The 20073-nt window shown below is 74.3% G+C and carries 16 protein-coding genes; 8 read left to right on the top strand and 8 right to left on the bottom strand.

From position 1 onward, the window contains the following. Positions 1–43: 43 nt before the first annotated feature. Positions 44–427 (bottom strand): VOC family protein, encoded by a 384-nt coding sequence (locus ACF053_RS11240; protein ID WP_391953615.1) that lies wholly within the window; start codon positions 425–427, stop codon positions 44–46. Positions 428–432: 5 nt separating this feature from the next. Further along, a complete protein-coding gene (locus ACF053_RS11235; RefSeq protein WP_391953614.1) occupies positions 433–1248 on the bottom strand; it encodes a carbon-nitrogen family hydrolase in 816 nt (271 codons plus the stop codon). A gap of 176 nt (positions 1249–1424) precedes the next feature. On the opposite strand from ACF053_RS11235, the gene ACF053_RS11230 reads away from it, so the two are divergent. Beyond that, positions 1425–2249, top strand: a complete 825-nt coding sequence (locus ACF053_RS11230; RefSeq protein ID WP_391953613.1) for a maleylpyruvate isomerase family mycothiol-dependent enzyme — start codon at positions 1425–1427, stop codon at positions 2247–2249. A 43-nt stretch (positions 2250–2292) separates the two neighbouring features. Here the strand turns inward: ACF053_RS11230 and ACF053_RS11225 are convergent, their stop codons facing one another. The 5 genes from ACF053_RS11225 to pdhA form a co-directional block, all read right to left on the bottom strand. Then, a complete protein-coding gene (locus ACF053_RS11225; RefSeq protein ID WP_391953612.1) occupies positions 2293–3618 on the bottom strand; it encodes an MFS transporter in 1326 nt (441 codons plus the stop codon). Next, complete coding sequence (locus tag ACF053_RS11220) at positions 3615–4274, bottom strand: GntR family transcriptional regulator (RefSeq protein WP_391953611.1); 660 nt, start codon at positions 4272–4274, stop codon at positions 3615–3617. Before ACF053_RS11220 ends, ACF053_RS11225 begins: the two co-directional genes overlap by 4 nt. A 303-nt stretch (positions 4275–4577) precedes the next feature. Beyond that, positions 4578–6023 (bottom strand): dihydrolipoamide acetyltransferase family protein, encoded by a 1446-nt coding sequence (locus ACF053_RS11215; RefSeq protein WP_391953705.1) that lies wholly within the window; start codon positions 6021–6023, stop codon positions 4578–4580. Between the two features lie 30 nt (positions 6024–6053). Beyond that, positions 6054–7034, bottom strand: a complete 981-nt coding sequence (locus ACF053_RS11210; RefSeq protein WP_058944438.1) for an alpha-ketoacid dehydrogenase subunit beta — start codon at positions 7032–7034, stop codon at positions 6054–6056. A gap of 2 nt (positions 7035–7036) precedes the next feature. Continuing rightward, complete coding sequence (pdhA, locus tag ACF053_RS11205; protein ID WP_391953610.1) at positions 7037–8227, bottom strand: pyruvate dehydrogenase (acetyl-transferring) E1 component subunit alpha; 1191 nt, start codon at positions 8225–8227, stop codon at positions 7037–7039. A 502-nt stretch (positions 8228–8729) separates the two neighbouring features. Between pdhA and ACF053_RS11200 the strand changes: the two genes are divergently transcribed. Then, complete coding sequence (locus tag ACF053_RS11200; protein ID WP_391953609.1) at positions 8730–9728, top strand: phosphotransferase; 999 nt, start codon at positions 8730–8732, stop codon at positions 9726–9728. Positions 9729–9836: 108 nt separating this feature from the next. On the opposite strand, the gene ACF053_RS11195 is transcribed toward ACF053_RS11200, so the two are convergent. Beyond that, positions 9837–11606 (bottom strand): protein kinase domain-containing protein, encoded by a 1770-nt coding sequence (locus tag ACF053_RS11195; protein WP_391953608.1) that lies wholly within the window; start codon positions 11604–11606, stop codon positions 9837–9839. A gap of 311 nt (positions 11607–11917) precedes the next feature. Between ACF053_RS11195 and ACF053_RS11190 the strand changes: the two genes are divergently transcribed. The 6 genes from ACF053_RS11190 (at position 11918) to ACF053_RS11165 (ending at position 19929) form a co-directional block, all read left to right on the top strand. Beyond that, positions 11918–13588, top strand: coding sequence for a protein kinase domain-containing protein (locus ACF053_RS11190; RefSeq protein ID WP_391953607.1), 1671 nt, complete (start codon positions 11918–11920; stop codon positions 13586–13588). Between the two features lie 794 nt (positions 13589–14382). Then, positions 14383–14769, top strand: a complete 387-nt coding sequence (locus ACF053_RS11185; protein WP_391953606.1) for a hypothetical protein — start codon at positions 14383–14385, stop codon at positions 14767–14769. 94 nt (positions 14770–14863) lie between these two features. After that, a complete protein-coding gene (locus tag ACF053_RS11180) occupies positions 14864–15538 on the top strand; it encodes a PadR family transcriptional regulator (RefSeq protein WP_391953605.1) in 675 nt (224 codons plus the stop codon). Between the two features lie 93 nt (positions 15539–15631). Beyond that, positions 15632–16402: an ABC transporter ATP-binding protein gene (locus tag ACF053_RS11175; protein ID WP_391953604.1), complete on the top strand. Its 771-nt coding sequence runs from the start codon at positions 15632–15634 to the stop codon at positions 16400–16402. Then, entirely contained in the window at positions 16399–19278 is a 2880-nt protein-coding gene (locus ACF053_RS11170) for an ABC transporter permease (RefSeq protein ID WP_391953603.1), read from the top strand. Before ACF053_RS11175 ends, ACF053_RS11170 begins: the two co-directional genes overlap by 4 nt. Before the next feature lie 108 nt (positions 19279–19386). Continuing rightward, a complete protein-coding gene (locus ACF053_RS11165; protein ID WP_391953602.1) occupies positions 19387–19929 on the top strand; it encodes a bacterial proteasome activator family protein in 543 nt (180 codons plus the stop codon). The last annotated feature ends 144 nt before the right edge of the window (positions 19930–20073 follow it).

Genomic DNA, 20073 nt, shown 5'->3' with positions numbered 1-20073 from the left:
ACACCCACGCCCCCCGTCCCGCGCCCCGGCCGGGGCGCGGGTGTCACACGGGATCGAGCCGGGTGCGCAGGAGGCAGAACTCGTTGCCCTCCGGGTCGGCCAGGACGTACCAGCTCTCCTCACCGGTCTGCCCGACGTCCGCGGGCCTCGCGCCGAGGGCGAGCAGGCGCTCCAGCTCGGCGTCCTGGTCGCGGTCGGTGGCGTTGACGTCGAAGTGCAGCCGGAGCTTCGTCGGCCGGGGGTCCGCGGTCGGGCCGAAGACGAGGACGGGCTGCGGGCCGCCGTAGCCGGCGTCGGGCGGGCCGATCGCGACGCTCCCGTCCGCCTCCCGCTCCAGCTCGACGTAGCCGAGGACGTCGCTCCAGAAGGCGGCCAGCCGGTCGGGGTCCACGGCGTCGACGACCAGTTCGCTGATGCGGCATGCCATCGTCGTCACCTCCCGTTCCGGTCGGCGGAGGGCGTGGCGGGGAGCGGCAGGCCGAGGACGCGGTCCTTCAGCGCCGGGAACTGGTCGCGGGTCGTCATGACGCGGGCGGGGTCCAGCTCCGCGACGAGGACCTCCTCGCCGCGGCCCGCCTCCGCGAGGACCTCGCCCCACGGGTCGACCACCACGCTGTGGCCGGCCTGGTCCACGCCGGCGTGCGTGCCCGCCGTGCCGCAGGCCAGGACGTACGCCTGGTTCTCCACCGCCCGCGCGCGGGCCAGCAGGGACCAGTGTTCCCGGCGGCGCTCGGGCCAGCCGGCCGGGACGACGAACGCGCGGGCGCCGGCGTCCACCAGCCCGCGGAACAGCTCGGGGAAGCGCAGGTCGTAACAGGTCGCCAGGCCGAACGGCAGCTCCGGGCAGGGGGCGACGGCCAGGGTGTCGCCGGCGGACATCAGCACCGCCTCGCCCTGGTCGAAGCCGAACCGGTGGATCTTGCGGTAGGTGCGCACCAGCTCGCCGTCGGGGGAGAAGACGAGCGACGTGTTGTACAGGCCCTCGGGGGCGCGTTCCACGAGGGAGCCGGCGTGCAGCCAGACCCGCGCTCCCGCCGCCGCCTCGGCCATCGCCCGGCGGGTCGGCCCCTCCAGCGTCTCGGCCTCCGCCGCGAACGACTCGTACGCGAACGCGCCGACCGTCCACAGCTCCGGCAGGACCACGAGGTCGGACGCCGCCTCCTCGCGGACGAGCGCCGCGGCCCGGCGCCTGCGGGCGTCGACCGTTTCGTCCGGGTTGACCGCGATCTGGATCAGAGAGGCGCGCACACTACCACCGTCCTGGGCGTTGGGGCCGTCAATACGGGCCTACGATCGTCACACGAAAGCACTGCCGAGGGGCAGGCGGGGAGCGTACTGTTCTCTCCCGGGGGAGCGCCCCCGGGCCCGGCCCCCTGGCAGACACACAGCACCCAGCCCGCGTACCAAGCCGCACGAGGGGTCCCGTGACCGTCCATCCCAGCCTCCAGACCTACGCCGACGCCTGGACCCACTCCGTCGAGGCGATAGCCGAGTTGGTGCAGCCGCTCGTCGAGGGCGAGTGGAACCGCGCCACCCCGTGCCCCGGCTGGTCGGTCCGGGACATCGTCTCCCACGTCATCGGCCTGGAGTGCGAGATGCTGGGCGACCCGCGGCCGATTCACTCCCTGCCGCGCGATCTGTACCACGTACGCAGTGACTTCGCCCGCTACATGGAGATGCAGGTCGATGTGCGCCGGCACCACACGGCGCCGGAGATGACGGCGGAGCTGGAATACGTCCTGATCCGCCGGGCGCGGATGCTGCGCAACGAGAGCCGTTCCCCCGACACGCTCGTACGGGCCCCGCTGGGCGCGGAGCAGAGCCTCGAAGTCGCCTACCGGATGCGGGCGTTCGACTCGTGGGTGCACGAGCAGGACCTGCGGGTGGCGCTGGACCGGCCGGGCAACCTCGACTCGCCGGGCGCGTACGTGACGCGGGACTGCCTCCTCGCCGTCCTGCCCAAGGTGGTCGCGAAGGACGCCGGCGCGCCGCCGAACACCGCGGTCGTCTTCGACGTGAGCGGCCCGGTGGAGTTCCTGCGGACGGTGCGGGTGGACGCGGAGGGCCGCGGGACGGTCGACGGCGCCCCGTCGCTGGGGCCGGCCGTCACGCTGGCGACGGACTGGGAGACGTACGTGCGCCTCGCCTGCGGGCGGGTGCGTCCGGCGGCCGTCGGGGACCGGCTCAAGGTGGAGGGCGACGAGGAGCTGGCCGCCGCGATCCTCGCGAACTTCGCCGTCACGCCCTGACGGAGGCCGTGACGGCCGTCGCTCGCGGCGGCGGGCGGCGCCCTCACACCGGGACGTGGACCGCCTCCACGCGGCTGGCCACGAGCCGTTCGCGTTCGCGCCGCGCGGTGCGGGCGCGCAGGCGCAGGATCTGCGTGATGCCCAGCGCCTGGAGGACGAAGACCGAGGAGAACGCCACCCGGTAGCTGCCGCCGGTGGCGTCCAGCAGGACGCCGATCGCGAACAGCGTCGTCATCGACGCGGTGAACCCGCCGATGTTCACGATGCCCGAGGCGGTGCCCTGCCGCTCGGGCGGGTTGGCGGGCCGGGCGAAGTCGAAGCCGATCATCGAGGCGGGGCCGCACGCGCCGAGGACCAGGCAGAGGGTGACCAGCAGCCACATCGGCGCGTGGGCTCCCGGGTGGGCGACGATGGCCGCCCATACGACGGCCGTGGCGGCTATGGTGCCGAGCGCCAGGGGAGCGCGGGCCCGGTGGTGCCGGGCGATGAGCTGGCCGTACACCAGGCTCACCACCATGTTGGAGAGCACCACCACGGTGAGCAGTTCGCCGGCCCGGCCCCGCGAGAGGCCCTGGGCCTCGACCAGGAACGGCATCCCCCACAGCAGCAGGAAGACCATGGCGGGGAACTGCGTCGTGAAGTGCACCCACAGGCCGAGCCGGGTGCCCGGCTCCCGCCAGGCGGTGGCGATCTGGTGCCGTACGTACGCGGCCCCGGCGTGCGGGACCGGATCCGGGGCGGCGCCCTCGGGGTGGTCCTTGAGGAAGGCGAGGACGAGTACGAGGACGACCACGCCGGCCCCGGCGCTGCCGGCGAAGGTGGCCGTCCAGCCCCAGTCCTCCAGCACACGGGCGAGGACGATCGTCGACAGGAGGTTGCCGATGACGCCGAAGAGCCCCGCGACCTGCACCACCAGCGGGCCCCGGCGGGCGGGGAACCAGCGGCTGCCGAGGCGCAGCACGGCGATGAAGGTCATGGCGTCGCCGCAGCCGAGCAGCGCGCGGGCGGCGAGCGCCATCCCGTAGGTCGGGGAGAGCGCGAAGCCGAGCTGCCCGGCGGTGAACAGCACGATGCCGAGGGTCAGCACCCGGCGGGTGCCGAGCCGGTCGACCATGAGGCCGACGGGTATCTGCATGCCGGCGTAGACCAGCAGCTGGAGGATGGAGAACGCGGACAGCGCGGAGGCGTTGACGTGGAAGCGGTCCGCGGCGTCGAGCCCGGCCACGCCCAGGGACGTGCGGAAGACGACGGCGACCAGGTACACGCAGACGCCGACGCCCCAGACGAGGACGGCCCGCCGGCCGCCGGGCGGGTCGGCCGGGGGCGCGGCGGGCGGCGGGGCGGGGTGGGGGGAGGCGGGGGAGCTCACCGGTCCTCACCCCGGACCAGCACCTTCACGCGGCTGACGTGGGCGTGCACGCACCGTGCCGCGCGCTCGGCGTCGCCGTCGCGCAGGGCCGCCAGGATCTCGGCGTGCTCGGTGATGTTCTTCGCGATGCGGTCGGGGTGGGCCTCCATGACGGCCACGCCCATGCGCAACTGCCGGTCGCGGAGCTGGTCGTAGAGCTTGGAGAGGATCTGGTTGCCGGCGTGGCGCACGATCTCGGCGTGGAAGCAGCGGTCCGCGACGGCGACCGCGCGCAGGTCGCCGTCGTGCGCGTGCCGCCGCTGTTCGTCCAGCAGTTCCTCCAGCCGCTCCCGGAGCGGCGCGGACAGCGGTACGGCGCGGCGGACGGCGAACTCCTCGACGAGGAGGCGGGTCTCGACGACGTCGGCGATCTCCTGGGCGGAGACGGCGAGGACGAGGGCGCCCTTCTTGGGGTAGAGCTTCAGCAGCCCTTCCATCTCCAGCTTCAGCAGGGCCTCGCGCACCGGGGTGCGGGAGACGCCGACGGCCTGGGCCAGCTCCCCTTCGGTGAGGAGCGTGCCGCCCTCGAAGCGGCGGTCGAGGACCGCCTGCTTGACGTGGGCGTAGACGCGTTCGGCGGCGGGCGGCGAGGGGGGAGCGGGAGTGGCGGACGGCATGCGCACAGCTTAGATACAAGTAGGGTGCATCAAAGGGCGTGTCCATGATGTGGACACGCCCGGCGGTGGCGGACGCGCGCCGTGGCCGGGCGCACGCCGTGGGGCCGAGTGCCTTGACCGGATCCACGCCGCGGCCGGAGGCGCACCCCCGTGGCCGGGCGCCGTGGCCGGAGGCGCACCCGTACGGCCGGAGGGCCCGGGCGCGTGGTGCGCCCGGGCCCTCCGACCGGCGGCTGCCGGGGTGCCGGGTGCCGGCGGCTGCCGGGTCCCGGCGGCGGTTCCGGCCGGGTGGCCGGGCCGCCGTCACGCCCAGGTGATGAGGCGCTTCGGCTGCTCCAGTACCGCCGCGACGTCGGCCAGCACCTTCGAGCCGAGCTCGCCGTCGACCAGACGGTGGTCGAAGGAGAGCGCCAGCGTGGTGACGTGACGCGGCTTGACCTTGCCCTTGTGGACCCACGGCTGGAGCTTGATCGCACCGACGGCGAGGATCGCCGACTCGCCGGGGTTGAGGATCGGCGTGCCGGTGTCGACGCCGAAGACGCCGACGTTGGTGATCGTCACCGTGCCGCCCTGCATGGCCGCCGGAGTGGTCCGGCCCTCGCGGGCCGTGGCGACCAGCTCACCGAGGGCGGAAGCCAGTTCGGGGAGGGTCTTGGCGTGCGCGTCCTTGATGTTCGGCACGATCAGACCGCGCGGGGTGGCGGCGGCGATGCCCAGGTTGACGTAGTGCTTGACCACGATCTCCTGCGCGGCCTCGTCCCACGAGGCGTTGACCTCGGGGTTGCGCCGGATCGCGACGAGCAGGGCCCGGGCGACGAGCAGCAGCGGGTTGACCCGCAGCCCCGCCATGTCCCGGTCCGCCTTCAGCTCCTCGACCAGCCGCATGGTGCGGGTGACGTCGACCGTGACGAACTCGGTGACGTGCGGCGCGGTGAACGCCGACCCGACCATGGCCTGCGCCGTGGCCTTCCGCACGCCCTTGATCGGCACGCGGGTCTCCCGGACGCCGGCCGCGACGGGCTCCGCCGCCGGGGCGGACGCCGCCGGCCGGGACTCCGCCGCCGCGGGGGCGGCGGGCGCCGGCGCCTGCGGGGGTACGGCCGCGGGCACCTCGACCGGAGCGGCCGCCTTGTGCACGTCCTCGCGGGTGACGATCCCGTCGGGGCCGGTCGGGACGACGGTCGCCAGATCGACGCCGAGGTCCTTGGCCAGCTTCCGCACGGGCGGCTTGGCCAGCGGCCGGGCCTGCGGCACCGGTGCCACGGGCGCCGGGGCGTGGCCGTTCAGCTCGCCCTGCACCGCCGCCTGCGCGATGGGCGCGGCGCCGGTGGCGGCGGCCTGCTTGCGCGGGCGCCGCTTGGTGGACGACGCGGCCACGCCGTAGCCGACGAGGACCGGCTGCCGGACCTGCGGCTCGGCCTCCTCCTCGACGGCCGGCACCGGCGCGGCCGCGGCGGGCGCGGCCGCGGCGGGCGCCGGGGCGGGAACCTCCTGCGCGGCGGCGGGCGCCTGCGGCGGCGCCCCGTCGGCGGCCGTGTTCACCGAAATGATCACTTCGCCGACGTCGACGGTCGTCCCCTCGGGGAAGCGCAGCTCGTGCACGAGGCCGTCGAACGGGATCGGCAGCTCCACCGCCGCCTTCGCCGTCTCCACCTCGCAGACGACCTGGCCGTCGCTGACGGTGTCGCCGGGCTTGACGTACCACTTGAGGATCTCGGCCTCGGTGAGACCCTCACCGACGTCCGGCATCTTGAACTCGCGGATCACGGGGTGTCCTCCTCAGTACGCCAGCGCGCGGTCGACGGCGTCGAGCACCCGGTCCAGACCCGGCAGGTACTCCTCCTCCACCCGGGCCGGCGGGTACGGCGCGTGGTAACCGCCCACGCGCAGCACCGGGGCCTCCAGGTGGTAGAAGCACCGCTCGGTGATCCGGGCGGCGATCTCCGCGCCCGAACCGAAGAACACCGGCGCCTCGTGGACGACCACGAGCCGCCGCGTCCGCTCCACCGACGCCTGGACGGCGTCGAAGTCGAGCGGGGAGACCGAGCGCAGGTCGAGGACCTCCAGGGAGCGGCCCTCCTCGGCGGCGGCCGCGGCCGCCTCCAGGCAGACCTTCACCATCGGGCCGTAGGCCGCGAGGGTCAGGTCCGTGCCCTCACGCACGACGCGCGCCCGGTGCAGCTCGCCCGGGATGGCCTCGGTGTCGACCTCGCCCTTGTCCCAGTAGCGCCGCTTCGGCTCGAAGAAGATCACCGGGTCGTCGCTCTGGATGGCCTGCTGGAGCATCCAGTAGGCGTCCGAGGAGTTCGAGGGCGAGACCACCTTCAACCCCGCGACGTGCGCGAAGAGCGCCTCGGGCGACTCGCTGTGGTGCTCGACCGCGCCGATGCCGCCGCCGTACGGGATGCGCACGACGACCGGCAGCTTGACCTTGCCGAGGGCCCGCGCGTGCATCTTCGCCAGCTGCGTGACGATCTGGTCGTACGCGGGGAAGACGAAACCGTCGAACTGGATCTCCACGACGGGCCGGTAGCCGCGCAGGGCCAGGCCGATCGCGGTGCCCACGATGCCGGACTCGGCGAGCGGGGTGTCGATGACCCGCTCCTCGCCGAAGTCCTTCTGCAGCCCGTCGGTCACGCGGAACACGCCGCCGAGCTTGCCGACGTCCTCGCCCATGACGAGGACCTTCGGGTCGGTCTCCAGGGCCTTGCGCAGCGACTCGTTGAGCGCCTTCGCGAGGGGAAGCTTCTGCACCGCCATGATCACTTGACCTCGCCATCCGCGAACGACGCCTGGTAGGCGGCGAACTGTGCGCGCTCTTCGTCGACGAGCGCGTGCCCGTCGGCGTAGACGTTCTCGAAGATCGACATGTCGTCCGGGTCAGGCATGGCGCGCACGGCCTCGCGGACGCGCTTGCCGAGCGCCTCGCTCTCCGCCTCCAGCCCGTCGAACCAGGCCGCGTCGGCGTGGCCCTGGGCCTCCAGGTAGCGGCGCAGGCGCAGGATCGGGTCCTTCGCCTCCCACGCGGCCCGCTCGTCGTCGTGACGGTAGCGGGTCGGGTCGTCCGAGGTGGTGTGGGCGCCCATGCGGTACGTGAACGCCTCCACGAGGGTCGGGCCCTCGCCGCGGCGGGCCCGCTCCAGGGCCGAACGGGTCACGGCCAGGCAGGCCAGGACGTCGTTGCCGTCGACGCGGACGCCGGGGAAGCCGAAGCCCTGCGCGCGCTGGTAGAGCGGCACGCGGGTCTGCTTCTCGGTGGGCTCGCTGATGGCCCACTGGTTGTTCTGGCAGAAGAACACGACCGGGGCGTTGTACACGGCCGAGAAGGTGAACGCCTCCGCGACGTCGCCCTGGCTGGACGCGCCGTCGCCGAAGTAGGCGATGACCGCGGAGTCGGCGCCGTCCTTGGCCACGCCCATCGCGTAGCCGGTGGCGTGCAGGGTCTGCGAGCCGATCACGATCGTGTACAGGTGGAAATTGTTGCTGTTCGGGTCCCAGCCGCCGTGGTTCACGCCACGGAACATCCCGAGCAGGTTCGTCGGGTCGACCCCGCGGCACCAGGCGACGCCGTGCTCGCGGTAGGTCGGGAAGACGTAGTCGTCGTCGCGCAGGGCCCGGCCGGAGCCGATCTGCGCGGCCTCCTGACCGAGCAGCGAGGCCCACAGGCCCAGCTCGCCCTGGCGCTGGAGAGCGGTGGCCTCGCCGTCGAAACGGCGGGTCATCACCATGTCCCGGTACAGCCCGCGCAGCTCCTCGGGGCCGAGGTCGACGTCGTACTCGGGGTGCTGGACGCGCTCGCCCTCGGGCGTCAGCAGCTGTACGAGCGGCGGCTCGGAGTGCGAACTCTGCGGCTTCCTCGCGCGCGCTGCGCGCTTGACACCGGTGCCGGTGCCACCGGTGCTGGTGCCGCTGCTGCGTCGCGGCTTGCGCGCGGCAGTGCCTTCCACGGTCACGTGCGTGCTCCTCCGTCTGTCCGGCCCCCGGGGTCCGCCGGGTACCAGTGCGGCTCGCCTGGTCCGTCGCGTGCACGGGGTGGGTGCTCTCGCGACCGGGAACAGGCGTGACAGTTGCCCCGGCGAACACCCTGTCATAGGCACGTTACCCAGTGCGCCGCATTCCTGCGAAACCCCATTTGACCTGCGATTTTGCTTGGATTTCCAAGTAAATCGAGAAATGCGGGGACAACGCCTGGTCACACCGCTGGCGCGGCTTCGGATAACACGGGTGACAGCCTCGCAGGCCGCCGGAACACGGGCACGTTATCCCGCGCACCCCGGCCTCGGGAAGAGTTGACGGACGCGGGATGTGACGCGGGTCATCTGATAGTGATCTAACATCTGGCAAGTGCCGCGCTCATCTGTAACGGCTCCGCCCGCCTCCGTGACGGTTCCGCCCACCGTCCCCGACGTGCCCCACGTCCCCGCCCCCCGCCGCAGTGCGCCCCCCGCACCCCCCGTGAGCGCCCTCCTGCGCCGGTACCCGCCGCACGGCGAGCCGCTCACCTGCGTACCGGTCACCCAGGGCCTGCTGAACCGGGGCTACCGCCTCACCACCACGCGCGGCACGTACTTCCTCAAACAGCACCTGGACGCCCCCACCTCCGACCGTGCGACCATCACCCGCCAGCACCGGGCCACCCAGCGCCTGCACGACCTCGGCGTGCCCGTCGCCCCGCCGCTCCCGGACGCCGAGGGACGCACCGTCGCCCTGCTCGGCGGCCACTGCTACGCCCTGCACCCGTGGGTGGAGGGCCGCCACCGGGACGGCGCCCAGCTGACGGAGGCCGGCTCCCGGCGGCTCGGCACGCTCCTCGGGTTCGTCCACACGTGTCTGGAGCGCGTCATGGGGGCCACCCGCGCCCACCCCGCGGGCCGCGACTACGGCAGCGCCGACCCGGAGGACACGCTCCGGCTCATCGACGAGCTGCTGGCCCTGGCGAGGGCACGCCGCGACCGGGCCGCCTTCGACGAGCTGGCCGAGCACCGGCTGACCGAGCGGCGCCGGCTGCTGGCGGAGCACGCCCACCGCCGCCCGGCCCCCGCGACGCCCGCGACGGGCGGCTGGGTCCACGGCGACTTCCACCCGCTGAACCTGCTGTACCGGGGCGCCGAACCCGCCGCGATCGTCGACTGGGACCGGCTGGGCGTGCAGCCCCGGGCCGAGGAGGCCGTCCGCGCCGCGATGATCTTCTACGTCCAGCCGACCGGCCGGCTGGACCTGGCGAAGGTGCGGGCCTACGCGCGCGCGTACCGGCGCGCCGCCGGGGTGGACGCGGCCGAGCTGGCGGCCGCGGTGCACCGCGTGTGGTGGGAGCGGCTCAACGACTTCTGGATACTGCGCTGGCGCTACCAGCTGCACGACAGCAGGGCCGACCCGCAGTTCCCCGCGGTGTCGGCCCTGGCGGTGTGGTGGACGCGCGAGTACGAGGCGGTGCACGACGCCTTCACGGGCTGACGGGCGACGCCCTCACGCGCCGGCCGGGCCCGGCGGGTCGGTCGGGCCCCCGGTCGGGCCGGTCCCGGTACCGGTCCCGGAGCTCGTGCCGGTGCCGGTCCCAGGCGTTCAACCGCCGGTCGTGGCCCCGGTGGTCGAGGTGGCCCCCGTCGACGTGCCGCCCTGCTGGCCGGCGGTCGTGCTCCCCGTGGTGTCGCCGCCGCCGTCGGTCGAACCGGTGTTGCCGCCGCCCTCGGTGGTGCCCTGGTCCGTGGACCCCTCGGTGGTGCTGCCCTCGGTGGTGCCCTGGTCCGTGGACCCCTCGGTGGTGCTGCCCTCCGTGGTGCCCTGGTCCGTGGACCCCTCCGTGGTGCCGCCGTCGGTCGAGCCCGTGGTGCTGCCGCCCGTACCGCCCGTGGACGGCGACGGGTCCTGGCTGTACGACGGGGGCCGCGGCTTCCACGACGGCTGGTTCTCCCACTCGCCGCCGCCTCCGGTCGACGTGTCGGGCTCCTGCTCCTCCTCCGACGTCGACGGGGACGGGGAGGGCGTCGTGCTGCTGGTGATCGACGGCTTCGGCGAGGTGGTCGGCTTCGTACCGGTGCCGCCGCCGGACGGGTTGCCGACCTTGAGCGCGTACGCGACGCCCGCCACGATCGCGATCAGCGCGAACGCGACGAACAGCAGTACCTTGCCGCGCCCGCCACCCCCGCGGCCGTGCCCGCCGTGCCCGCCGTACCCGGCCGCGTAGCCGCCGTCGTCGGGGTTGCGCGGCGGCAGGATCGGGCCCTGCGAGGTGTCCCCGTGCACGGGGTGGACCGCGTGGCCGGGCCGCCCCGGTGTCGCAGCGCCCCCGGGGCCGCCCGTCGCCGCGGCCATCACCGCGGTCGCCGCGATGCCGCCGAGCGGCGTCGGACCGCCGTCGTGCGCGCCGACCGGGCCGGTGCTCCACGTACCGGTGTGGCCGCCCTGCTCCTGGAGCATGCGCAGCCCGTACTGGATCAGGCCGCGCATCTCCTCGGCGCTCTGGAACCGGTCGTCCGGGTCCTTCGCGAGCGCCCGCATCGCCAGCCCGTCCAGCTCCGGCGGCGGCGCCACGTCGGAGACCTCGGACGGCGGCACCGGCACGTCCTGGACGTGCTGGTACACCACCGACAGCGGCGTCTCGCCGACGAACGGCGGGCGCAGCGCGAGCAGCTCGTACAGCAGGCAGCCCGTGGCGTACAGGTCCGAGCGGTGGTCGACGGCCTTGCCGAGGGCCTGCTCCGGCGACAGGTACTGGGGGGTGCCCATGACCATGCCGGTCTGCGTCATCGTCGTCGACGCGCCGTGCAGGGCGCGGGCGATGCCGAAGTCCATCACCTTCACGGCGCCGCCGTGCGTGATGATGACGTTCGCCGGCTTGATGTCGCGGTGGACGATGCCGTGCTGGTGCGAGTACGCCAGCGCCTCCAGGACGCCCGACACGATGATCAGGGCCTGCTCGGGCGGCGGGGCCTCCGCGCCGAGCAGCAGCTCACGGATGGTGCGGCCCTCGACCAGCTCCATGACGATGTACGGCACGGCCTTGCCGTTGACCTCGTCCTCGCCGGAGTCGTACACCGCCACGATCGCGTGGTGGTTCAGGCCCGCGACCGACTGCGCCTCGCGCGTGAAGCGGGCCTTGGAGACCGGGTCCTCCGCCAGGTCGGCACGGAGGAGCTTCACCGCGACCGTGCGGCCGAGCCGCACGTCCTCCGCGGCGAACACCTCCGCCATGCCACCGCGGCCGAGGCGGTGGGTCAGCCGGTAGCGACCGTCGCCGACCAGGCCGCCCTCGCCGAACTCGACGGCCTCACCGCGCCCCGACGCTCCGTCGTCCGACACTCCGCCGCCACCTGCTTCGGATCCGGGTGCCATCGTCCTCGCCGTCATTTCCGTTGCCGTCCGCGCGCTGTGCCCGCGAGCGGTGTGCCGCCGTCTCCCAAGGGGTACTTCGCCACGTCACGCTACAGCCTCCGCGCGACGCGGCGGTCCGGGATGGACCGGCCATCCAATCGGTTCGGCGTACGCCCGTGCAAATTCGACGCGGTTCACGTAACGCTTCCGAGACGCTTCCCGCGCGTACGGTCACGGAACGGGCACCCGGCTTGACGTGTCGGTCGCCTGGGGCAGACTGGGCCCGTCAGTACGGATCACCGCGGGCACGCGCGCGCGTAGGGGGAAGCACGATGAGCCAGGACGGCGCTCAGGGCCGCTATGCCGGCGGTTCCGTGGCGAACGGCCGGTACCAGCTGCGCGACCTGCTCGGCGAGGGCGGCATGGCCTCGGTGTACCTGGCCTACGACAGCGCGCTGGACCGCCAGGTCGCCATCAAGACCCTCCACTCGGAACTCGGCCGGGAGCAGTCGTTCCGCGAACGGTTCCGGCGCGAGGCGCAGGCGGTCGCCAAGCTCCAGCACACCAACATCGTCTCCGTCTTCGACACCGGCGAGGACACGGTCGTCTTCACCGACCCCTCGATGGGCGAAGGCGGCGTCATGCCGTACATCGTCATGGAGTATGTGGAGGGCCGGCCGCTCGGCTCGGTGCTCGCGGCGGACGTGCAGAGCCACGGCGCGATGCCGGCCGACCAGGCCCTGAAGGTGACCGCGGACGTGCTCGCCGCGCTGGAGACCAGCCACGAGATGGGCCTGGTCCACCGCGACATCAAGCCGGGCAACGTCATGGTGACCAAGCGCGGCGTGGTCAAGGTGATGGACTTCGGCATCGCCCGCGCCATGCAGTCCGGCGTCACGTCCATGACGCAGACCGGCATGGTCGTCGGCACCCCGCAGTACCTCTCCCCCGAGCAGGCCCTGGGCCGCGCCGTCGACGCCCGCTCCGACCTGTACTCGGTCGGCATCATGCTGTTCCAGCTGCTGACGGGCCGACTCCCCTTCGACGCCGACTCGCCGCTCGCCATCGCGTACGCACACGTCCAGGAGGAGCCGGTCGCGCCCTCCACCATCAACCGCTCGCTGACCCCGGCGATGGACGCGCTGGTGGCGCGGGCGCTGAAGAAGAACCCGAACGAGCGCTTCCCGAGCGCCGCCGCCATGCGCGACGAGTGCCTGCGCGTCCTGTCCGCCGGGCAGACCGGCGCCCCCGTGATCGTGGCGGGCGCCCCCACGAACAGCGGCTCCGGGGTGGGTTCCGCGGTGTTCCCGCCGCTGGACGCGGCGAACCCCCAGCCCGTCCCGCAGGGCGGCGTCCACACGCCGTACCAGGCCCCGGCGCCGACCCCGGGCCCGTACGGCCCTCCGACGCCGGCGCCCACCCCGGCCGCGTACGGCTACCCGCACCAGGCCCACACCCCGGCGCCCGCCTACCAGACCCCGGCGCCCGGCCCGGTCACCTACCCCACGGGCCCCGTCGTCGGCGGCCCGGGCGCGGCCGGTGGCAGCGGCGGCGGGCGGCGGAACACGCCGATGATCGTGGGCGCGATCGTCGTCGCGCTGATCGCCGTCGGCGGCGTCATCACCGCGCTCTCGCTGAAGGACGGCGAGGACCCGGGCGGCGGCACGGGCGGTCAGGCCGGTTCCTCGGCCTCCGCGCCGGCCGCGGCCGGCCACAAGGGGCCCGAGCGCTTCCGGACGATCAAGGCGACGGAGTGCTCGGAGGCCCAGGAGGACACCAACGACCCGGCGAAGGTGCGCGCTCCCAGCTTCATCTACAAGGACGTCATCTCGGTGAAGGAGTGCATCCAGGACGCGGGCTGGAAGTACCAGATCAAGGAGGTCGACGACCCCCTGTACGCCGAGGACCAGGTCATCCAGCAGTTCCCGCGCGAGGGCAGCGCCGTGCTGCCGGGCAACCAGACCTTCGAGCTGACGGTCGCCACGGGGGACCCCGGGCAGTAACGGCACCTCTCGCGGGCCGGCGCCTGGTGGCGCGGCGCCCCCGTGGCGCGGCGCCTCCGTGGCGCGGCGTCTCGCGGCGCGGTCTCCGCGGCGCTGGGTCTCCTGCCGCGGCGCTGGTGTCGTGGCGCGGCACCTCACGGGTGCGGCACGGGGCGGGCTTCGCGCGCGAGGTGCGGGCGTGCGGTCGGGACGGGCGCGGGCGTCACTTGCACGGGCGATGCGGGCCCCGCCCCCGCATGCGGGCGGTCCCCCACCGTGCGACGGTGATCGCACCACCCCGCTGCTCTCAGGGAGAGGGTCACCCGGTGACTGCTCCACCACTCGGCCCGCGGCACTGCCCCCGACACCCCGCCGCCCCCGCGTCCCCCGCCGCCCTGTCGCTGTCCCTGTCCGCAGCGCTGCTCTCGGCGTGGCTGTACTGGGCCCCCGCCGCCGGCGCGGAGGAGACCGGGCCGCCCGTACCGAGCGCCGGCCAGGACGTGCCCCGCCCGCCGGAGCCTCCCCCCGTCCCGGTCCCGGTCCCCGGCTCCGGCCCCGGCCCCGGTACGGACACGGCTACGGGCGGCGATCCGGGCACGGGCAGCGGCCCGGGTACCGGGAGCGGCGCGAGCGCCGGTCCGGGCGCCGGCCCGGACGCGAGTGCGGGTGCGGATGACGGCACCCGGCCGGACGGCGGCCCCGGCTCCGTCTCCCCGTCGGCCGCCCCGCCGGCCGCACCGCCCGCCCCCTCGTCGTCATCACCCCCCACCACGAACCGCCCGCCCACCGGCCCGGCGTCGCCCTCCCTGCGCCCGGTGACCACCCCGCCGCGGCCGTCTCTCGCCGGCCGGCCCGCCGGTGTCGGGCGGCCGAAGCCGGGGCGCCCGGTCAAGCCGTCGCCCACCGGGCCGTCCGCCTTCCCCGTCGCCTCGCACGCCCCCGGCGACGGCTCCCGTACCAAGACGGCAACAGAGCCGGACCGCTTCGCCGACGAGGAACCGGAACTCGACGTCGTACCCGAGGGGGACTCTCCCGCGGCCGACGCGCCCCGCCACACACCCTCGGCCGCCGCGCGCGAAGCGCGCGCGCACGCCGCGGAAACGGGCGTCGACCGGCGCATTCCCGTCCTCACCGCGGGCGTGGGCCTCTCCCTGATGGGCCTCGGCATCGGCTTCCTCGGGCTGCGGCTGCGCCGCCGCTGACCCCCCGCCACCCCGCCCGTCCTCCTCAGGGGGGACCCGCCGGTCCCTCCCGAGTCGGTTGTCCCTGCGAACATACTCGGTATACATACTGAGTATGTCGATCCGCCACGGCCTGCTGGCCCTCCTCGAACGCGGCCCGCGCTACGGCTCCCAGCTCCGCTCGGAGTTCGAGTCACGCACCGGTTCCACCTGGCCGCTGAACGTCGGCCAGGTCTACACGACCCTCAGCCGGCTGGAGCGGGACGGCATGGTCGCGCAGCAGGGGGAGGACGGGGCGGGCCACCCGCTGTACGTCATCACCGACGAGGGGCGCGCGGAGCTGCGCACCTGGTTCGAACGGCCCGTCGACCGCACCAGCCCGGCCCGGGACGAGCTCGCCATCAAGCTCGCCATGGCGGTCGGGGCGTCGGGCGTGGACATCCGCGCGGTGATCCAGTCCCAGCGGCGGCACACCGTCAAGGCGATGCAGGACTACACGCGCCTCAAGGCGCGGGCCCTCTCCGCCGTCGAGGACACCGGTCCGCAGCAGCGTGACGACGTGGCCTGGCTCCTGGTCCTGGAACAGCTGATCTTCCAGACGGAGGCGGAGGCGCGCTGGCTGGACCACTGCGAGGCGCGCCTGATCCGCCTCTCGGCGGCGGCCCGGCAGGACCCGGCCCCGGCTCCTGCCCCGGACCCGGCCTCGGCCCCGGTTCCGGTTCCGGTTCCGGTACCACCGATCGAGGACACCGGCGCGCGCGACCGCACGCCCCGCCGCACCACCCACTGAACGACACACCGACCGACACACCGACCCACCGACCGACCGCTCCGTGCGCGCCCGCCGACCCGTGCCGGGCCGCCCGCCAAGGGGGAACCCTCCATGTCCATGTCGACGCCACAGCTGTCACAGCCGCCCAACCAGTCACTCCGGCCCGTTCTGCAACTCCAGCAGCTGACCCGCGTCCACGGCACCGGCGCCACGGAGGTGCACGCCCTGCGCGGCATCGACCTCGACGTCTTCCCGGGCGAACTGGTCGCCGTCATGGGCCCCTCCGGTTCGGGCAAGTCCACCCTGCTCACCATCGCCGGCGGCCTCGACACCCCGACTTCCGGCCGGGTCGTCGTGGAGAACACCGACATCACCACGGCCGACCGCAAGACCCTCGCCGCCCTGCGCCGCCGCAGCATCGGCTACGTCTTCCAGGACTACAACCTCATCCCGGCGCTCACCGCCGCCGAGAACGTCGCCCTGCCCCGCGAACTGGACGGCACCTCCGCCCGCAAGGCGCGCGGCGAGGCCCTCGCCGCGCTGGAGGAGATGGGCCTCGCCCATCTCGCCGACCGGTTCCCCGACGAGATGTCCGGCGGCCAGCAGCAGCGCGTGGCGATAGCCCGCGCGCTCGTCGGCGACCGGCGGCTCGTCCTCGCCGACGAACCGACAGGCGCCCTGGACTCCGAGACCGGCGAGTCCGTCCTCGCCCTGCTCCGGTCGCGCTGCGACGCCGGCGCGGCCGGCGTCCTCGTCACCCACGAGCCGCGGTTCGCCGCCTGGGCCGACCGCGTGGTCTTCCTGCGCGACGGCGCCGTCGTCGACCAGACCGTGCGCTCCGGCGCCGAGTCCCTGCTCTCGGGCCAGGCGGGCGAGCGGTGAACAACTGGTTCCACTCCTGGCGCGCCGCGGTGCGGATCGCCCGCCGCGACGCCTGGCGCTTCAAGGGCCGCAGCTTCCTCGTCCTCGCGATGATCGCGCTGCCCATCCTCGGTGTGAGCGCCACCGACCTGACCCTGCGCAGCGCCGAACTGTCGCCGCAGGAGAGCGCCGCCCGGCTGCTCGGCGCGGCCGACGCCCGGCTGCAGGACCCCGACTACGGCGGGGCGGCCGTCCTGCAGTCCCCCGACGGCCAGACGATCGTCCCCGCGGGGGACTGGGAGCACAAGCCGCTGCCCGAGGGTGACGCCGACCTGAAGGGCGTCGTCCCGACCGGGGCCACCGTCCTGAAGGACAGCAGCGGTTCCGGCAAGCTGCGCACCGTGCACGGCCTGCTCCACACGGAGATCCGCGAACTCCAGGCGGCCCACCCGGCCGCGCGCGGCATCATGACGCTGCTGGAGGGCCGCTTCCCCGAGCGTGCCGACGAGGTCGCGGCCTCGGCACGCTTCCTGGAGGAGAGCGGCCTGAAGGTCGGCGGCTCGGTCTCCGCCCGCGGACTCGCCCGCGAGTACCGGATCGTCGGCTCGTACGAGCTCCCCGACGACCTGAAGGCCCTTGAGGTCAACGCCCTCCCGGGAGCCTTCCTCGACCCGCTCCGCAAGGGCCTCGAAGCGTCCGGCATGGCCTCCACCAGCCGGTCCACCACCCTGCTGGTGAAACTCGACCCGGACCGGGCCGGCTCCCAGGGCGGTGGTTTCACGTGGAACATGGTCAAGGAGGCCAACACCAAGGGCGTCGGCGTGGTGTCCCGCGCGGTCCTCGTGGCCCCGCCCGCCGACGCCGACGTACCGCTCTACCAGCAGAGCGACTGGGGGAGGTACGGGAACGACTCGGGTGAGGAGAAGGCCGTCCTGGTCGCCGGCGCCACCATCGTCGGACTCGCCATGCTGGAGATCTGCCTGCTCGCCGGCCCGGCGTTCGCCGTCGGCGCGCGCCGCTCCCGCCGCCAGCTCGGCCTGGTCGGCGCCAACGGCGGCGCCCGCAGCCACATCCGCGCCATCGTGCTGGCCGGCGGCCTGGTGATCGGTGTGGCCGCGGCCGTCACCGGCACGGTCCTCGGCCTCGCCCTGACCTTCGCCCTGCAGCCGGTGCTGGAGGACACCCTGGGCCAGCGCTTCGGCGCCTTCGACGTGCGCCCCCTGGAACTGCTCGGCATCGGTGCCCTCGCCGTGCTGACCGGTCTGCTCGCCGCCGTCGTACCCGCCGTCACGGCCTCCCGCGAGACGGTGCTCGCCTCGCTGACGGGCCGTCGCGGCGTACGCAGGAGCAACCGCGTCCTGCCCGTCGTGGGACTCGTGGCCACCCTGGTCGGTGGCGCCATCGCCCTCTACGGCTCGGTGGTGACCGACCAGTTCGTCATCGTCGCCGGCGGCAGCGCCCTGGCCGAGCTGGGTGTCGTCGCCATGACGCCGATGCTGGTCGGCCTCTTCGGCCGCGTCGGCCGCTGGCTGCCCCTGTCGCCCCGGCTGGCCCTGCGCGACGCCGTCCGCAACCGGGGGCGCACGGCACCCGCTGTCGCCGCCGTCCTCGCCGCCGTCGCCGGCACGGTCGCCGTGGCCACGTACGCGGCCAGCCAGGACGCGCAGCGGCGCGCCGACTACGAGGCGCAGTTGCCGCACGGCGCCGTCTCCGCCCTCGTGGTCCAGGACGGCGGCCGGGACGTCCCCGCGGTGCGCGAGGCGGTGCAGAAGCACCTCCCCGTGGACCTGCGCGCGGACGTCTCGCGGATCGTGGTCGGCAAGCCCGGCTGCTCCCCCTACGAGGAGGACGACGGGTGCGGCCGGCTCGAGGTGGTCGTCCCCAAGGCGAACGAGTGCCCGCTGTGGGCCGCCGGCCCCGGTGACGAGGACCCCTCGGCGAAGTTCTCCCCGCAGGAGCGCCGCAAGCTGGCCGACGACTGGCGCTGCACGTCCTCGGGCATGGGCTCGGTCCCCACGGAGGACGGCCTGGTCGTGGCGGACGAGAAGCTGCTGACGGTGCTCGGGGTCGACGACCCGGGTGCCCGGAAAGCGCTGACCGAGGGGGGCGTCGTCTCCTTCCGCAAGCCGCACGTCGACGCCGGCGCCGTCGCGCTGCGCGTGATCACCGACCCGGCCAAGGCCGCCGCGGCGGTGGAGAAGGGCCAGGTGCCGCCCGGTCAGGTGAAGCGCCTCCCCGCGTACCTGGCCCCCGAGGGCAGCGCCTCCTACGGCATCGCGGGCGTGATCAGCCCGGCCGCCGCCCGGGCCGCGGGCCTCACCACGGTCCCCCTGGGCTCGTACTTCTCCACCGACCACGTGCCCGGCAGTGAGCCGCGGCAGAAGCTCGACGACGAGCTCGCCCGGATCGGCAGCGACGTCGAGCTGCACGTGGAGAAGGGGTACACCAGCGAGGCAGGCATCGTGCTGCTGGCCCTGACCCTCTTCGCCGGTCTCATCACGATCGGCGCGGCCGGCATCGCGACCGGTCTCGCCCAGGCCGACGCCGAGGCCGATCTGAAGACCCTCGCCGCCGTCGGGGCGCCGCCCCGGGTGCGCCGCACCCTCAGCGGCTTCCAGTGCGGGGTGGTCGCGGTGATGGGCGTCGTGCTCGGCTCGCTCGCCGGCGTCCTGCCCGCGATCGGGCTGCGGCTCACCGAACGGCGGGAGGCGGCGCGCTGGTACGAGGAGGCCCGCGACGGCGGCTGGGCCGGCGCGGCCGACCTGCCGCAGACACCGATCGTCATCCCCTGGGAGACGCTCGGCGCCCTGCTGATCGCCGTCCCCCTGGGCGCCGCGCTGCTCGCGGCCCTGCTCACCCGCTCGCGCGGGGCGGTGGCCCGCCGGGCGGCGGCCTAGGGGCCCACGTCAGCGCCGACGGGGGAGCGCGTCCCCGCGCGCGAGGGTGGATCACCTCCGCGCGGGGGCAGACCGAGTGGTGACGCGTCTGTACGAGAGAATGGCGGCATGGAGATGCCGAGGAATGAACGGTCGGAGAGTCCGCAGGTCCTCATCGTCGGGCAGGACGGTATGGCGCTCGGCGGCGGGGGCGGCGACGACGAGTCGCGGGAGATCCCGGTGACGGAGATGGTCGAGCAACCCGCGAAGGTCATGCGGATCGGCAGCATGATCAAACAGCTGCTGGAGGAGGTGCGGGCGGCACCCCTCGACGAGGCGAGCCGGGTCCGGCTCAAGGAGATCCACCACAGCTCGGTGAAGGAGCTGGAGGAGGGCCTCGCGCCCGAACTCGTCGAGGAGCTGGAGCGGCTCTCCCTCCCCTTCACCGACGACGGAATCCCCTCGGACGCGGAACTGCGGATCGCGCAGGCGCAGCTGGTGGGATGGCTGGAAGGACTCTTCCACGGCATCCAGACGGCACTGTTCGCCCAGCAGATGGCGGCGCGCGCCCAGTTGGAGCAGATGCGCCGCGCCCTGCCCCCGGGCGTCGGCTCGCACGAGGACGAGGACCAGGGTCCCGGCAGGGCGCGTACGGGTGGCCCGTACCTGTGACCTCGTGAGGGCGTGAGCCCGCCCCGTCGAGCCCGCGGACGGCCCCGCCCCCCCCCCCCCCCCGGCGCCCCCCCGCGGGGGGGGGGGGTCGGGCCGGGGGCCGGACCACAGGGGGGTGTTCCGGCCCGGGGGCCGCCGTTGCCC

Source organism: Streptomyces kanasensis (assembly GCF_043077165.1).
GTDB lineage: Bacteria > Actinomycetota > Actinomycetes > Streptomycetales > Streptomycetaceae > Streptomyces > Streptomyces changanensis.
This window is presented reverse-complemented; position numbering and strand designations above follow the sequence as displayed.

Bases quoted from the DNA above. Each gene is read 5' to 3' on its own strand.
- ACF053_RS11165 (WP_391953602.1), top strand. From the start codon at position 19,387: ATGGAGATGCCGAGGAATGAACGGTCGGAGAGTCCGCAGGTCCTCATC.
- ACF053_RS11175 (WP_391953604.1), top strand. From the start codon at position 15,632: ATGTCCATGTCGACGCCACAGCTGTCACAGCCGCCCAACCAGTCACTC.
- ACF053_RS11210 (WP_058944438.1), bottom strand. From the start codon at position 7,034: ATGGCGGTGCAGAAGCTTCCCCTCGCGAAGGCGCTCAACGAGTCGCTG.
- ACF053_RS11190 (WP_391953607.1), top strand. From the start codon at position 11,918: ATGAGCCAGGACGGCGCTCAGGGCCGCTATGCCGGCGGTTCCGTGGCG.
- ACF053_RS11195 (WP_391953608.1), bottom strand. From the start codon at position 11,606: ATGGCACCCGGATCCGAAGCAGGTGGCGGCGGAGTGTCGGACGACGGA.
- ACF053_RS11215 (WP_391953705.1), bottom strand. From the start codon at position 6,023: ATGCCGGACGTCGGTGAGGGTCTCACCGAGGCCGAGATCCTCAAGTGG.
- ACF053_RS11180 (WP_391953605.1), top strand. From the start codon at position 14,864: ATGTCGATCCGCCACGGCCTGCTGGCCCTCCTCGAACGCGGCCCGCGC.
- ACF053_RS11220 (WP_391953611.1), bottom strand. From the start codon at position 4,274: ATGCCGTCCGCCACTCCCGCTCCCCCCTCGCCGCCCGCCGCCGAACGC.
- ACF053_RS11240 (WP_391953615.1), bottom strand. From the start codon at position 427: ATGGCATGCCGCATCAGCGAACTGGTCGTCGACGCCGTGGACCCCGAC.